Raw genomic sequence first — 15,370 nt, 5'->3', positions numbered from 1 at the left:
CCAATTTTGTTCAATATTTCACAATTTCTATTGCTTCCCTCCTGCCTAATCACGATAGAGCGTGATTAGGCAGGAAAGAATCAGCCTCCACTTACCGGTGGAATCAATGCGACAACATCACCATCTTGAATGATATCATCTTCATTCGCATATTCTTCATTAATTGCTACCATTGTGTGCTGTGAAAGGGATACATTGTAGTCTTTCGTCACAAGTTCCTTTAATTCTGATACGGCAAGATTTTGTACATCGATTTGTAATTGATGTGTTCCAGCTTCTTCTTGTAAATGAGAAAATAATAATACTGTAATCATTCCGCATTCTCCTTTCCTGGTTCCCCTTTTGGATACGATGTTTTCTCTAATTGATCGCCAATCCATTTCTCGCCGTCTTCCCAAAATTCTTTCTTCCAAATTGGCACAATTTGTTTAATGCGCTCCATAATGTACTCATTTGCTTCATACGCTGCTTTTCGGTGCGGCGTCGATACAGCAACAACTACGGCAATATCAGAAATTTGCAGTGTGCCGATGCGGTGCGTAATTGCCACATGTGTTCCTGGCCATTTTCCCTTCGTTTCTTCACCAATTTTGGCAAGCATCTTTTCGGCCATCGAATGATATGCAGCATATTCTAGATAAAGTGTACGGCGCCCTTTCGTGAATTCACGCACTGTACCGATAAACGTTGTAACTGCACCGCATTCACGGCGAATCACTTTCTTTGTCACTTCTTCAATGGAAATTGGTGTATCCACTACTTCAAAATACGTATTTGTCATTTTGCATCCCTCATTCTTTGTACGAGCCACTTTATATACTCTGCCTCTTCTGTTATACGAAAAACTTTATAGTTCTCGTGCCATGTTTCCGGAGCCTCATTCCATGTAATGACAGCGATCACATTTTCTACACTTTCTAATAAAGAGGCATCTTCATCTGACCTAAGTAAAACTACTTTCGGGTATTGTTCTTTTTTATATCCTTCAACAATAACAACTTCTGCTTCAAAACATGTATACAAACGAATGATTTTTTCTAAAGACCAGTGGCTCGTAGCAGATAAAGACAATAATCCGTCACCCTCCACTGCACTTACAATTGCTCCCGCTTCGCGATGGCGTTCGCTATCTTTTTGCAGCGGCAACTCTGGATATCCTCCGTGCCCATGATGCTTAATCGTCCCTACTCGCACGCCTTCATTCGTTAACGCCTTAACCAGTTTCTCTGTCATTGTCGTCTTCCCGCTATTTTGATACCCTACGATTTGTAAGACTGGAACGGTTCTTTCCATGGCCACTCACTTCCTTGCTCTGCTTCCAGTAAAAGGACAGTAACAGTCATACCTGCTTCAAAACCACGCGTACCACCTGGTAAGACGATAAAAGCATTCGCATCAGCGAGTGAAGACACAGCACTTGATTTATCAAGCCCAACTGGCACTGCTTGCAGTTGTCCGTTTACTATTTCTACTTTCCCCTAACAAAACGTGTAAATGGATTCGCTTTCGGAAACCCCTTCATTAAAAGGGCATCACCGCGGTACATATGAGGCTGCTTCCGATGTAGAAATGTCTGAACAATAGGGCGTACAAACAATTCAAATCCAACATAGCAAGCAGACGGATTACCTGATAATCCAAATAATAATTTTCCGTTTACTTCTGCTACCGTCGTTACACTTCCTGGCCGCATCGCTACTTTATTGAACAGTACATGCGCTCCAAGCTTTTCGTAAATAGCCGGTAAGTAATCATAATCTCCAACTGACACACCGCCTGTTGTAATGAGAATATCGACTTCTTCCATTGTCTTTTTTACCATTTCATAGCAAGTATCGAAGTCATCTGCGAATTGTCCATAATACCGAACCGTGCCGCCCGCTCGCATAATTTGTGCAGCAATCATATAAGAGTTACTGTTACGAATTTTTCCTGGTTCAAGCGGCTTATGAACTTCTAGCAATTCACTTCCCGTCGTTACAATTCCAATAACAGGACGCTTTGCGACAGCTACTTCACTATAACCAAACGTTGCAAGAAGCGCTGCCACTCCTGGATTAATCACTGTTCCCTTTTCCACAAGTACATCATGTTGCTTTACATCTTCACCTTTAAATGAAATATTATCGCCTGATTGAAACGGACGCTTCAGTTTCATATATGTCTTCCCGTTTTTTTGGAAGCCTTCTGTAAGCTCTAGCATGACAACCGCGTCACAACCTGTTGGAATAGCTGCACCTGTCATAATCCGCACCGCTTGAAATGCCTTCACTTCTTCTGTAAAAACAAAACCAGCACCAATTTCTCCAACGACTTCAAATTCAACTGGCTGCTCCTGACTTGCTTTTTTTGTATCTTCTGCACGTATCGCAAAACCATCGTACGGAGAGCGATCGAAATGAGGAACATCATGATCCGCTACTACGTCTTCCCCAAGAATTCGTCCATAACTTTCTGTAAGCGGTACTCGCTCTGCGTCGCCATGTTTTGCATATTTCATCACATGTGCCACTGCATCGCTAACTGCAATTGGTATTCGTTTTTCTAGCATCATTTTCACCCCACATTTGCAAAATATCACATCTTCATTACAATTTTTGTTGTACAATGCTAATCATAATAGCAATTACTTCAAGGAGGAATTCCATGTCTTCATTTACTCATTTTAACGAACAAGGCCGTGCCAAAATGGTCGATATTAGCGATAAGAAGATTACCGTGCGAACAGCTATCGCTCGTTCTAGCATCATCGTGACGAGAGAAATTTATGATAAAATTACCCATAATAAAATCGGAAAAGGCGATGTTCTAGCTGTTGCACAAATCGCTGGTATTATGGCCGCAAAGCGTACTTCTGATATTATTCCGATGTGTCATCCACTCCTTCTAAAAGGTGTTGATATTTCCTTTGACTGGAATATTGCAGATGAACAATATCGTTTACTTATTGAAGTAAAAGTGAAAACAGAGGGCAGCACCGGCGTTGAAATGGAAGCTTTAACTGCAGCTTCCGCTACCGCTCTTACCGTATATGACATGTGCAAAGCTGTCGATAAAGGCATGATCATCGGTGAAACATACTTACTTGAAAAAACAGGCGGCAAAAGCGGCGATTATACAAGAAATCAGTCTTAAACTCTTTCATCGAATCCAAGGGGGCGTCCCCTTGGATTCACCCTATATAACGAGCGTATAATCGCTTTGCCACTTGTATATCATTTGTACCATGAACAAAGGCTCGCCCATCTTGGAATAAAACAAAGCGATATTCATCTACATGAAATGATAATAAGTACGGTGTCCTCTGCATCGTTACGCTCTTTTGTAAGCGCTTTTCTATTTCTTCTAAGTTAAGAAGCTGATTTATGCCTGGGCGAATCTGAACTGTATTTCGACCGCACAGCACTTCTGTTTTCATTTGTGCCTCAAATGTTAAGCTTGGATATGTACGCAATTTACCGCAAGACAGGCAATTCTCTTTTTTCTGTCTGTTTACTTTAAATGCCATATACTGATTGTTCCAAAGATCGAATGTTACCATCGTTTCTCGTAATGCTTCAAAATCTCCAACTAGTATTTTTAAAGCTTCTGCAACTTGATAAGCAACGACCATTTGCACAGCTGGTTGAATAATCCCCGCTGTATCACACGTTGCTCCGCTCGTTGGATGCTCCATTAAACATCGAAAACATGGTGTTTTCCCTGGAATAATCGTATACGTTACACCATAACTGCCTACACAACCACCGTATATCCACGGAACGTTATACTTCTGTGAAATATCGTTAATAAGAAGACGCGTATCGAAATTATCTGTTGCATCTATTATTACATCCACGTTCTTAACAAGCTGTTCCATTTCTTGCACCGTTACATCTGTTACAACTGGCTCGATATCTACTTCAGAGTTAATCCGCCTTAAATGCTGCGCCGCTGCAACTGCTTTCGGTACATAACGATTCGCATCTTCTTCTGTATATAACTGCTGCCTTTGTAAATTGCTCCACTCGACATAATCACGATCCGCAATAGTCAATTTGCCAATTCCTGCCCGGACAAGCGCCTCAGCATTTGCCGCACCAAGTGCACCAGCGCCAATGATTAATACGTGTTTTTCACCTAAATTTCGCTGGCCAGTTTCACCAATCTCTGAAAATAGTATTTGCCGTGAGTACCGCTCTTGCATCTTGACCCCTTCTCCCCTATCCGCCAATATATGACATTTCAATTTTCGGGCGGTTATTTGCACTTTCTTCCGTTCGTTCATCTGAATAACGATCACTACGCCTAGTCCACACATCTTGTACGACTCGGAATAATTCCTCATCATCTATCCCCTCGCGAAGCAGCGTTCGTAAATCCGTTCCTGCTGTTGCAAATAAACATGTGTATAACTTACCTTCTGCTGAAATACGTGCTCTCGTACAAGAAGAACAAAACGATTCAGAAACAGATGTGATAAAGCCGACCTCTGCCTCAGTTCCAACATATCGATATCGCTTTGCCACTTCACCAAAATAATGCGGATCTACCGGCTCAATTGGATACACACGTCCAATCATATCGATTAATTCTTTCTTCGTAATCACTTGTTCAAAATTCCAGCCGTTCGTACTACCAACATCCATAAATTCGATAAAGCGAAGAGGGATGCACTGCTCTTTACAGTAAGCGGCCATCTTCAAAATTTGATTATCGTTCATTCCTTTTTTACGACCATATTGATTTTTACTTCTAATCCGGCTGCCCTTGCTGCTTCAATTCCTCGTAATATAGGCTTCGTGCTTACATTGCGGCCGTTAATGCTTCGAAATACATCATCATCTAGTGCATCTAAACTGACGTTTACTCGTTGTAAACCAGCTTCTTTTAAAGCTTTCGCTTGCTTCGTTAAATGAATACCGTTCGTCGTTAGCCCAATATCTGTTAGACCTTCTAATTTTACAAGACGTTCAATAAGCTGTGGTAAATCTTTACGAAGTAACGGTTCGCCGCCAGTTAATCGAATTTTCTTAACACCCATGCGAACAAAAATTTTAGCTAGTCTCTCAATCTCATCAAAAGTAAGCAAAAATTCATTTTTTAAAAACGCATAATCTGGTCCAAACACTTCAGCTGGCATACAATATGTGCACCGAAAATTACAACGATCAATGACAGAAATACGTAAATCTTGAAGCGGACGCTCCCATACATCTAAAATCTTCTCAGTCATCTTCACCCCTCCTTCTTGCTGTCTCTATATACCTTTATTCTATTATAATATATTTTTAAACTAGGGTGTTTTTGCTCTTGCGCTTTATCTTTTTTTTGGCTGTCTTTCATTTGTCTTCATCATAAAAAAGAACAACAATCTATGTTGTGATATTTCTCACATCGATTTTCTCATTCAAAAATTCTTCACAATTCTGTTCAAAAACTGTTCACAATTATTTAAATGAAAAAACTGCTTGCATTTGCACTATATTTACATTCAAAATAAGAAATAGACTGTTCTGAAAAGAAAGGTGATTGCTGTGGCAAACAGTACGGCATTATCAAATGATTTAAAAGAATTGCTCGCATCTGTGGAATATAAAATGAAAGTAAGCAAAGCCAATTATATATTCCAAGAAGGTATGGTGGCAAAGGAACTATACATTATTCACTCTGGAAAAGTGCAAATTAGTAAAATTAGTGCCGATGGTCAAGAATTGACGCTGCGCATTTGTTCGCAGCATGATATTATCGGAGAACTCACATTATTTACAGAGGATGCCAAATATTTGTTAAATGCAAAAGTGCTTGAACATGCAGAAATCGGCGTCATTAAACGAGAGGCATTAGAAAAAGCATTGCTGGAAAAGCCAGCTCTTGCGTTTGAATTTATGAAGTGGGTTAGTGAGCATTTACGAAGAATGCAAACGAAGTTTCGTGATTTAGTATTGCATGGCAAAAAGGGAGCTCTCTATTCGACTCTCATTCGCATGACGAATAGTTACGGGATTTTAAAAGAAGAGGGTATTCTCATTGATCTTCCATTAACGAATCAAGATCTTGCAAACTTCTGTGCAACCTCTCGGGAAAGTGTCAATCGCATGTTAAATGATTTAAAAAAACAAGGCATTATTTCCATTCATAAAGGAAAGATTACCATTCATAATTTACACTTTTTAAAATGTGCAATCGCTTGTGAAGATTGCCCTACCTCTATTTGTAGTATTGAGTAGCATCTCATTTAGATGCTGCTCTTTTTTTATTCTACATCCTAAACATGTTTTGTAATGTGCAAAATGTCACACCTTCTCTATTTTTTCCTTACACACTCATGAATTTTTGACAATCTGTTGAACTGTGATAGATATCACATCTCTATTTTGCACGCCCTCTTATAGTGAAAGTAAGCAAGAGAGACGCAATAAAGGAGTGAACAGTATGAAAAAGAAACTATCACCATTCATGCAACGTTTAAAATATTTTTCTCCAATAGATCGTTATAACGATAATCATACACAAGAAACATACGAAGACCGCGAATGGGAAAACGCTTATAGAAAGCGATGGCAGCATGATAAAGTAATCCGCTCCACACATGGCGTAAACTGCACCGGTTCTTGCAGCTGGAACATTTACGTAAAAGATGGAATTGTAACTTGGGAAGGACAAGAGCTAAATTATCCGACTACTGGTCCTGATATGCCAGACTTTGAGCCACGTGGATGTCCGCGCGGAGCAAGCTTTTCTTGGTACATTTATAGTCCGCTTCGCGTGAAATACCCATATGTACGCGGCGTTCTTTGGAATATGTGGCAAGAGGAACTACAAAAACATGAATCACCGTTAGACGCTTGGAAAAGCATTGTTGAAAATCCAGAAAAAGCACGCACATATAAAGGGGCACGCGGAAAAGGCGGCTTCATTCGTGCAAATTGGGATGAGGTATTACAGCTTGTTGCTGCTTCCTTATTATATACAGTAATCAAATACGGTCCAGATCGAAATGTTGGCTTCTCGCCAATTCCTGCGATGTCAATGTTAAGCCACGCAGCTGGAAGCCGCTTTATGCAGCTTATGGGCGGACCGATGCTTAGCTTCTACGATTGGTACGCTGACTTACCGCCAGCTTCACCGCAAATTTGGGGTGATCAAACGGATGTGCCAGAAAGTAGTGATTGGTACAACGCCGGCTACATTATGACATGGGGTTCAAACGTACCAATGACGCGGACACCAGATGCCCACTTCTTAGCTGAAGTGCGCTATAAAGGAACGAAAGTCGTTTCTGTTAGCCCTGATTTTGCCGAATCAACAAAATTCGCTGATGATTGGATCAGTGTAAAACAAGGAACAGACGGTGCACTTGCAATGGCAATGGGGCACGTCATTTTACAAGAATTCTACGTGGATAAACAAGTGGACTACTTCATAAATTATGCAAAACAATATACAGATTTCCCATTCCTTGTCACGTTAAAGCAGCAAGGAGATCAATTTGTTGCAGATCGCTTCTTAAATGCGGCTGATATTGGCCGGGAAACGAAGCTTGGCGAATGGAAGCCCGTTCTTTGGAACGATAACTGTCATGATTTCGCAACGCCGCATGGCACAATGGGATCACGCTGGGATAACGAGAAAAAGTGGAACTTACGTTTAGAAGATGAACAAACAGGTGAAAAAATTGGGCCGCGTCTTTCTTTACTTGGTATGGAGGATGCAATTGGAACTGTACAAATTCCGTACTTTTCTGATGACGGAAATGAAGTATTAGAACGTACCATTCCAGTGAAAAAGATTACAACACCAAACGGAGATCTTTTCGTAACAACTGTCTATGATTTAACATTAGCAAACTACGGCGTAGACCGCGGTCTTGGCGGCCAAGAACCGAAGAGCTTTGATGAAGATGTTCCGTTTACGCCAGCATGGCAAGAAAAAATGACAGGTGTAAAACGAGAACTTATTATTCAAATCGCTCGTGAATTTGCTCAAAATGCTGTTGATACAAATGGACGCTCGATGATTATTGTCGGCGCTGGTATTAACCATTGGTTTAACTCTGATACGATTTACCGCGCTGTGTTAAACCTCGTTCTTCTTGTTGGTGCACAAGGTGTAAACGGCGGCGGCTGGGCTCATTATGTCGGCCAAGAAAAGTTACGCCCAGCAGAAGGTTGGCAAACCATCGCAACAGCAAAAGATTGGCAAGGCCCGCCGAAACTGCAAAACGGTACATCCTTCTTCTATTTCGTTACAGATCAGTGGCGCTATGAAGATACACCAGTTGGACATTTAGCATCGCCAGTTGTCGGCAATTCACGCTATCAACATCATGGTGATTACAATGTGTTAGCGGCTCGCCTTGGCTGGCTACCTTCTTATCCAACGTTCGAAAAGAATGGCATTGAATTATATAAAGAAGCAGTCGCTAGTGGTGCAACAACCCAAGAGGAAATCGGGAAATATGTTGCGCAGAAGCTAAAAGAAAAAGAGCTTAAATTTGCGATTGAAGACCCTGATAACAAAAATAACTTCCCGCGCAATTTATTCGTATGGCGCGCAAATTTAATCTCAAGTTCTGGTAAAGGACACGAGTATTTCTTAAAACATTTATTAGGTACAACAAACGGATTAATGAACGACGATAGTGATTCATTACGACCAGAGGAAATAAAGTGGCATGAAGAAGCACCGGAAGGAAAGCTAGATCTACTTATCAACTTAGATTTCCGCATGGCTGGAACAGCACTATACTCTGACATCGTTCTTCCTGCTTCCACGTGGTATGAAAAGCATGATTTAAGCAGTACAGATATGCATCCGTTCGTGCATCCATTTAACCCAGCAATCGGTTCACCGTGGGAAGCTCGTTCTGATTGGGATATTTTCTGCTCCCTTTCAAAAGCAGTCTCTGATCTAGCACAAAAGTTAGACCTTGAGCCAATGAAAGAGGTGGTTGCAACGCCGCTTCTTCACGATACACCGCAAGAATTAGCGCAGCCGCTCGGACAAATTAAAGATTGGAGCAAAGGGGAATGTGAGCCAATCCCAGGCAAAACAATGCCGCAAATTCATGTTGTAGAGCGTGACTATAAAACGATTTATGACAAAATGACCGCACTTGGACCAAACGTTGGAAAACAACCGATTGGCACGAAAGGCATCTCTTGGTCTGCGGAAAAAGAATACGAACAACTAAAGAGTAAATTAGGTGTAATTCGCGCTGATTCTATCGCGAAAGGATGCCCTGACATAACAGAAGCAATCAATGCCGCTGAAGCCGTGCTAACCCTTTCTTCTACAACAAACGGTCATATGGCAGTAAAAGCATGGGAAGCACTTGAAAAACAAACGGACTTACAACTCCGTGATTTAGCAGCAGAGCGTGAAGAAGAATGCTTCACATTCGAACAAATTACAGCACAGCCAAAAACAGTTATTACCTCCCCGCTTTTAGTGGCTCAGAAAAAGGAGGACGCCGTTACTCACCGTTTACAACAAACGTAGAACGTCTTATTCCTTGGAGAACAATAACAGGGCGTCAATCTTTCTACTTAGATCACGATATGATGAAAGAATTTGGCGAAACAATGGCAACGTTCAAACCAATTTTACAGCATAAACCGTTCCGTAAATCTCGCCCTGAAGTAGAAGGAAAAGAAATTACGCTGAACTATTTAACACCGCATAACAAGTGGTCCATTCATAGTATGTACTTTGATGCACTGCCAATGTTAACACTGTTCCGTGGTGGACCAACAGTATGGATGAATAAAGATGACGCCGCTGAAGCCGGTGTTGCTGATAATGACTGGATTGAATGCTTTAACCGAAACGGTGTCGTTGTTGCACGTGCTGTCGTAACACACCGCATGCCGCGAGGAATGGCCTTTATGCATCATGCACAAGATCGCCACATTAACGTGCCTGGTACGAATTTAACAAGTAACCGCGGAGGAACACACAATAGCCCGACGCGTATTCACGTAAAACCAACACATATGATTGGCGGATACGGTCAATTAAGCTATGGCTTTAACTACTATGGCCCAACCGGCAACCAACGCGACTTAAACGTCGTCATCCGCAAACTGAAGGAGGTAGATTGGCTTGAAGATTAAAGCACAAGTCGGAATGGTAATGAATCTTGATAAATGCATCGGCTGCCACACTTGCAGCGTAACATGCAAAAACACCTGGACGAATCGTCCAGGTGCTGAATACATGTACTTTAACAACGTGGAAACAAAACCGGGCATTGGCTATCCAAAACAATGGGAAGATCAAGAAAAATATAAAGGCGGCTGGGAGCTGAAGAACGGAGACCTTCAGTTGAAATCCGGTTCAAAAATGAAACGTCTCATGAACATTTTTCATAACCCAGATCAACCAACAATTGATGATTACTTTGAGCCTTGGAACTACGACTATGAAACATTAACAAACAGCCCGCAGCGAAAGCACCAGCCGGTTGCTCGCCCAAAGTCAGCCATTACAGGTGAATTTATCGATAAAATTGAGTGGGGACCAAACTGGGAAGATGATTTAGCAGGCGGGCATATAACAGGCTTACAAGATCCAAACGTCAAGAAAATGGAAGAAGAAGTTAAAACGGATTTCGAAAATGTGTTCATGATGTACTTACCGCGTATTTGCGAACATTGCATCAATCCGCCGTGCGTATCTTCTTGTCCATCTGGCTCTATGTATAAGCGCGATGAAGATGGAATTGTCCTTGTTGATCAAAACGCATGCCGCGCTTGGAGATTCTGTGTCTCTTCTTGTCCATACAAAAAAGTGTATTTCAACTGGCAAACGAATAAAGCTGAAAAATGTACGATGTGTTTCCCGCGTATTGAAGCTGGTATGCCGACAATTTGTTCTGAAACATGCGTTGGACGCATTCGTTACATCGGAGTTATGTTATATGACGCTGATAAAGTAAAAGAAGCCGCATCTGTAGAAGATGAAAAAGACTTATACCATTCTCAGCTTAACGTATTCCTAGATCCAAACGATCCAGAAATAGCCGCTGAAGCAAAGAAACAAGGTATTCCAGAAGAATGGATCAAAGCTGCTCAGCAATCACCTATTTATAAAATGATTATCGATTGGAAAATTGCGCTTCCACTTCATCCAGAGTATCGTACGTTGCCAATGGTTTGGTACATCCCGCCTTTAAGCCCGATTATGAACATGGTCGAAGGAAAAGGAAGCAACTGGCAAGCAGAAGAAATTTTCCCTGCTATTGATAATATGCGTATTCCGATTCAATATTTAGCAAACTTATTAACTGCAGGCGATGAATCTCATATTCGTCTTACATTGAAAAAAATGGCTGTTATGCGTACCCATATGAGAGCATTGCAAATAAATAAAGAACCAAATGAAGATGTATTAACAGGACTGGGCTTAACAAAAGAAGACATTGAAGATATGTACCGTCTTCTTGCGATTGCGAAATATAAAGATCGTTTCGTCATTCCAACTTCTCACCGCGAACAAGTAGCAGACCTTTATAACGAGCAAGGAAGCTGCGGTCTTTCCTTTGCTGGCGGCCCGGGCTCTTGTATGACAATCTCTTAAAATAAAGGAGGTAACAACTATGAAACAAAGTTTACAAACTGCTTTTTCTTGTTCTTCCTTTCTTCTCTCCTATCCTGAACAGGGATGGAGAGAAGCACTTCCTCATTTACAGAGTGATATTCAAAGCATCGAACATGAGGAAATTCGCACTACCCTTACAACATTTATCGAACAAGCGAAGCAAAAAACAAATGATGAATTAATTGAATCGTATGTATATACATTTGATTTTGGCAAAAAAACAAATATGTATCTTACTTATATGAATACCGGTGAACAACGAGAACGAGGAATTGAACTACTAGAATTAAAACAACACTATCAAAAAGCAGGCTTCGCTGTAACGGATAAAGAACTGCCTGATTATTTACCACTTATGTTAGAGTTTCTCGCAAATGCAGAGGAAGAAGATAGTGAGCCGATTATGAAAAAATACACAAGCAATATCGAGGCATTGCATCAACAATTAAAAGACGCAAACAATATGTACGAACCAATTGTCCGATGCATCCTTACTGCTATTGGTGCATGGCAGTATGAAATAGAATAGAAAGGAGTACGGCAAAGATGATAAATCAATTTTTATGGGTACTCTTTCCATATATCATTTTAGTCATTTTCATTGGTGGGCATATTTTTAGATACAACTACGATCAATTTGGTTGGACATCAAAATCTAGTGAACTATTAGAGAAGAAAATGCTCCGAATCGGAAGTTTATTGTTTCATTTTGGTATTATGTTCGTAATTGGCGGGCATGTCATGGGAATTTTAATCCCCGAATCCGTCTATAGTTCCCTCGGCATTTCTGAGCATACGTATCATATAATGGCAATCGGTTTCGGCCTTCCGGCAGGTATTGCTTCTATAATCGGATTATTCATTTTAACGTATCGCCGCTTTACCGTAAAACGTATTATCGCAACAAGTACAAAGGGAGACTACATTGCCCTCATCTTGTTGCTCATCGTAATGCTCGCAGGACTTTCTTCTACATTTTTAAATATTGATTCAAATGGTTTTGATTATCGAACAACGGTTGGCCCGTGGTTCCGCAGCCTCTTTATTTTCCAACCTAAAGCCGAGTATATGGCGGAGGTGCCAATTTGGTTTAAAATTCACATCGTTGCAGCAATGGGACTGTTTGCAGCATGGCCATTTACAAGACTCGTTCATGTCTTTAGCGTTCCCGTGAAATATTTACGACGCAGCTATGTTATTTATCGAAAAAGAAAACCGATAGAGTCTAACGAAATGAAACTTTAATTAGGGGATTTTTTACAAAATAAGTATTTTATAAAAATAGAAAAGCATTCCTTTCATCGGAATGCTTTTTTCTTATTCTACTATACAATCTGTACGCTCCACATTCGCAGCTCCCTGTGAAGCACCCGTCATCCCACTGCTATTCTGAGCTCCCGGTAAAGCACTTGTCATCCCATTGCTATTCGTAGTCCCCTGTGAAGCACCCGTCATCCCGCTGCTATTCTGAGCTGTCTGTAAAGTACCTTTCATCCCATTGCTATTCTGAGCTCCCTGTGAAGTACCTGTCATCCCATTGCTATTCTGAGCTCCCGGTAAAGTATCTGTCATCCCGCTACTACTTGCAGCAGCACCTGTCAAGGTGCTACCTCGTGTAATAGTTGTTGTAATTGTGTCTCCAGGTTTCAGACAAACTTCATTTGTATTTCCGATAACGACTACAACATCCATACATGTTGGTCCTGTTGATCCGGTAAATGTTTTTGTTGCAACAAACGAAGTATCCCGCAAATTATCTCCTGTGAAAATATTCCCAGAATTATTTATAATAACAAACTCCTTAATACAAGCTCCCATTTTTATACAACCTTTCTATTACACTCCTGCTGTTACACTTATTTCCGCCGGAGTAAATTCAGTATTACCTCGTGGTACGCTCGGTGGCATTAACTTCCCATTTAACAATCTAGCAGAGCTTGATCCACCAGCCCCACTAAATATCTTCGTCGCAATAAACGGAGAAAGATCATAACAATTCCCCATATTGATTGGTCCTCTATTGTTTATGATTTTAATTTTGCGAATAAGTGGATTCACCCGTAAACCACCTTCCTTAACAATATCTCTTCCTTTCTACACTGTATGCAAAAGAAAAAAACTTGAAACGGACGCGTTTCAAGTTTTAAAAGAATTATTTCTAGCAGGGATATCCCCGCTGATGATTAGTTGAACTTTATTTAATTTCACCTTCATATTGCATCATGCCGCCAACCATGTTTACTGTTTTATAGCCTAGTTCATTTAAATAATGACAAACATTTTCACTGCGCACACCTGATCTACAGATAAAAATGTATTCATTTTCTTTATCAAAGAAGTCTACTTTATGCGGAATATCATTCATTTTAATATGAACTGCTTCTGGAATTTTCCCGTATTCTACTTCTTCATCTTCACGCACATCTACTAAAAATAACGTTTCCCCTTTTTCTAAACGCTCTTGTACTTCTTGTGGCATAATTGTTTTAATTTCAGACATAGAACTGCCTCCTTCTTTCGATTCATTCTCAATTTTAGCATGCAATAGCTAGAAAACAAGCTATGTTCCCAAGTCTCATTAGAGAACATTTGAAGTTCGCTGATTTATGAATTGATGTACTTTGCTAGCAAACAAATGTGTCTCTAACACCCCTGCCATATGTCCATGTATACTTTCAATCTCATACACTTCTGCAAATTTTCTAGTCTTCCTCAATAACTCAACCATTTCATAATTATAACGAGAAGGCTGTAGTATATCTTGCTTACAAGGAATCATAAGGACGCTTGCTTCTACTTGTCGAAGCGCTTCTTCTAATGAAGAAAAACCGCGGGCAATGTCATGTAATAACGTTGCTTTTGCTGTATACATCCATGAATTTGCATCGACAAATGCAATATTCTGTAATGTTACTTCATGAATTTCTTCTTCAAATGAAGTTAAAGTAAAGAAATCTTGATAAGGTGCAGATTCTGTATGGCTCCGCGAAAATGTCGTCTCATAATAATGCGCATCAAATGCGTTTATAAACATCATTTTAGCGGCCATATGCAGTCCTTTCACCGGCTGCCTCTCTCCGTAATTTCCATTATTCCAAGCTGGATCTAATTGAATGGCATCTATTGCATTTTGCAAAACATTAACAGCCGTCACTATTGGATTTTGCGGATTTGTAATGACGCCAATCACTCGCTCCATCATATGCGGGTAATGAACCGCCCATTGCTGAGCAATCATCCCACCAGCAGATGGCCCAATCACAGTATGTAACCTCGCAATCCCCATATGTCGTATTAATTCGTATTGAATACGAGCCATATCAAGAAACGTAAAGACGGGAAAAGTCATCCCATACTCTGCACCTGTTTCTGGATTTATCATCTTTGGCCCGGTTGTCACAACATAAGGATTTTTCACTTGAACGTTACACAAATTGTCCGTGCAAATAACAAAATATTTATTTGTATCGATTGCTTTTCCTGGTCCAATTAATTCATCCCACCATCCAGGAAGAGGGTCATGCTCTGTATACTGTCCTGCCGCATGACTCGTTGCACTAAAATAATGACATACTAAAATCGCATTGGACTTCTCACGGTTTAACTTACCGTATGTTTCATAACCAATTTGAATTGGGATTGATGCACCGTTTTCAAATGTGAATTTCTTTAATCGAAATTCTTGTTTTTCTACATATAACACCATTTCGTCCTCCTTACATAACACTTTTCCTCATTTCTACTAGTACAAACAAAGTGTGATACTGAAGACAAAGCGAAAAAAGCC

Annotated in this window: 12 protein-coding genes and 4 pseudogenes; 6 read left to right on the top strand and 10 right to left on the bottom strand. The window is 40.5% G+C overall.

Going from position 1 to position 15,370, the window contains the following annotated elements:
- Positions 1-80: 80 nt before the first annotated feature.
- The 4 genes and pseudogenes from moaD to ACEWFJ_RS05100 form a co-directional block, all read right to left on the bottom strand.
- Positions 81-314, bottom strand: a complete 234-nt coding sequence (gene moaD / locus ACEWFJ_RS05115; RefSeq protein WP_098306709.1) for a molybdopterin converting factor subunit 1 — start codon at positions 312-314, stop codon at positions 81-83.
- Positions 311-781, bottom strand: coding sequence for a molybdenum cofactor biosynthesis protein MoaE (locus ACEWFJ_RS05110; protein WP_473690819.1), 471 nt, complete (start codon positions 779-781; stop codon positions 311-313). The genes moaD and ACEWFJ_RS05110 overlap by 4 nt, the downstream gene beginning before the upstream one ends.
- Positions 778-1,293 carry a molybdopterin-guanine dinucleotide biosynthesis protein B gene (gene mobB / locus ACEWFJ_RS05105; RefSeq protein WP_473690817.1) on the bottom strand — a complete coding sequence of 172 codons (516 nt, stop codon included), beginning with the start codon at positions 1,291-1,293 and terminating at the stop codon, positions 778-780. Before mobB ends, ACEWFJ_RS05110 begins: the two co-directional genes overlap by 4 nt.
- Positions 1,260-2,551: pseudogene (locus tag ACEWFJ_RS05100) on the bottom strand (molybdopterin molybdotransferase MoeA). The gene mobB and the pseudogene ACEWFJ_RS05100 overlap by 34 nt, the downstream one beginning before the upstream one ends.
- Positions 2,552-2,646: 95 nt before the next feature.
- Between ACEWFJ_RS05100 and moaC the strand changes: the two are divergent.
- Entirely contained in the window at positions 2,647-3,135 is a 489-nt protein-coding gene (gene moaC, locus ACEWFJ_RS05095) for a cyclic pyranopterin monophosphate synthase MoaC (protein ID WP_473690815.1), read from the top strand.
- Positions 3,136-3,172: 37 nt separating this feature from the next.
- Here moaC and ACEWFJ_RS05090 read toward each other — a convergent pair whose 3' ends face one another.
- A complete protein-coding gene (locus ACEWFJ_RS05090) occupies positions 3,173-4,186 on the bottom strand; it encodes a molybdopterin-synthase adenylyltransferase MoeB (RefSeq protein WP_473690813.1) in 1,014 nt (337 codons plus the stop codon).
- Positions 4,187-4,202: 16 nt separating this feature from the next.
- Positions 4,203-5,215, bottom strand: a pseudogene (gene moaA, locus ACEWFJ_RS05085) (GTP 3',8-cyclase MoaA).
- Positions 5,216-5,516: 301 nt separating this feature from the next.
- On the opposite strand from moaA, the gene ACEWFJ_RS05080 reads away from it, so the two are divergent.
- The 5 genes and pseudogenes from ACEWFJ_RS05080 (at position 5,517) to narI (ending at position 12,828) form a co-directional block, all read left to right on the top strand.
- Positions 5,517-6,209: a Crp/Fnr family transcriptional regulator gene (locus ACEWFJ_RS05080; protein ID WP_473690811.1), complete on the top strand. Its 693-nt coding sequence runs from the start codon at positions 5,517-5,519 to the stop codon at positions 6,207-6,209.
- 205 nt (positions 6,210-6,414) lie between these two features.
- Positions 6,415-10,097: pseudogene (locus ACEWFJ_RS05075) on the top strand (nitrate reductase subunit alpha).
- Positions 10,087-11,562: a nitrate reductase subunit beta gene (gene narH / locus ACEWFJ_RS05070; protein ID WP_473690809.1), complete on the top strand. Its 1,476-nt coding sequence runs from the start codon at positions 10,087-10,089 to the stop codon at positions 11,560-11,562. Before ACEWFJ_RS05075 ends, narH begins: the two are co-directional and overlap by 11 nt.
- Before the next feature lie 19 nt (positions 11,563-11,581).
- On the top strand, positions 11,582-12,112 hold the full coding sequence (gene narJ, locus ACEWFJ_RS05065) for a nitrate reductase molybdenum cofactor assembly chaperone (RefSeq protein WP_440602380.1): 531 nt from the start codon (positions 11,582-11,584) through the stop codon (positions 12,110-12,112).
- Between the two features lie 17 nt (positions 12,113-12,129).
- Positions 12,130-12,828, top strand: coding sequence for a respiratory nitrate reductase subunit gamma (gene narI, locus ACEWFJ_RS05060; protein WP_473690807.1), 699 nt, complete (start codon positions 12,130-12,132; stop codon positions 12,826-12,828).
- 363 nt (positions 12,829-13,191) lie between these two features.
- Here the strand turns inward: narI and ACEWFJ_RS05055 are convergent.
- The 4 genes and pseudogenes from ACEWFJ_RS05055 to ACEWFJ_RS05040 all read right to left on the bottom strand — a co-directional run.
- A pseudogene (locus ACEWFJ_RS05055) lies at positions 13,192-13,401 on the bottom strand (hypothetical protein); the annotation flags it as partial.
- 18 nt (positions 13,402-13,419) lie between these two features.
- Positions 13,420-13,641: a spore germination protein gene (locus tag ACEWFJ_RS05050; protein WP_473690805.1), complete on the bottom strand. Its 222-nt coding sequence runs from the start codon at positions 13,639-13,641 to the stop codon at positions 13,420-13,422.
- A 136-nt stretch (positions 13,642-13,777) separates the two neighbouring features.
- The gene (locus tag ACEWFJ_RS05045) at positions 13,778-14,083 is read right to left on the bottom strand and encodes a rhodanese-like domain-containing protein (protein ID WP_098306683.1); all 306 of its coding nucleotides are present in this window, start codon (positions 14,081-14,083) and stop codon (positions 13,778-13,780) included.
- Between the two features lie 78 nt (positions 14,084-14,161).
- Positions 14,162-15,289 (bottom strand): alpha/beta fold hydrolase, encoded by a 1,128-nt coding sequence (locus tag ACEWFJ_RS05040; RefSeq protein ID WP_473690802.1) that lies wholly within the window; start codon positions 15,287-15,289, stop codon positions 14,162-14,164.
- Between the last annotated feature and the right edge of the window lie 81 nt (positions 15,290-15,370).

It is taken from the genome of Bacillus sp. EA-CB0995, from assembly GCF_055814245.1.
This window is presented reverse-complemented; position numbering and strand designations above follow the sequence as displayed.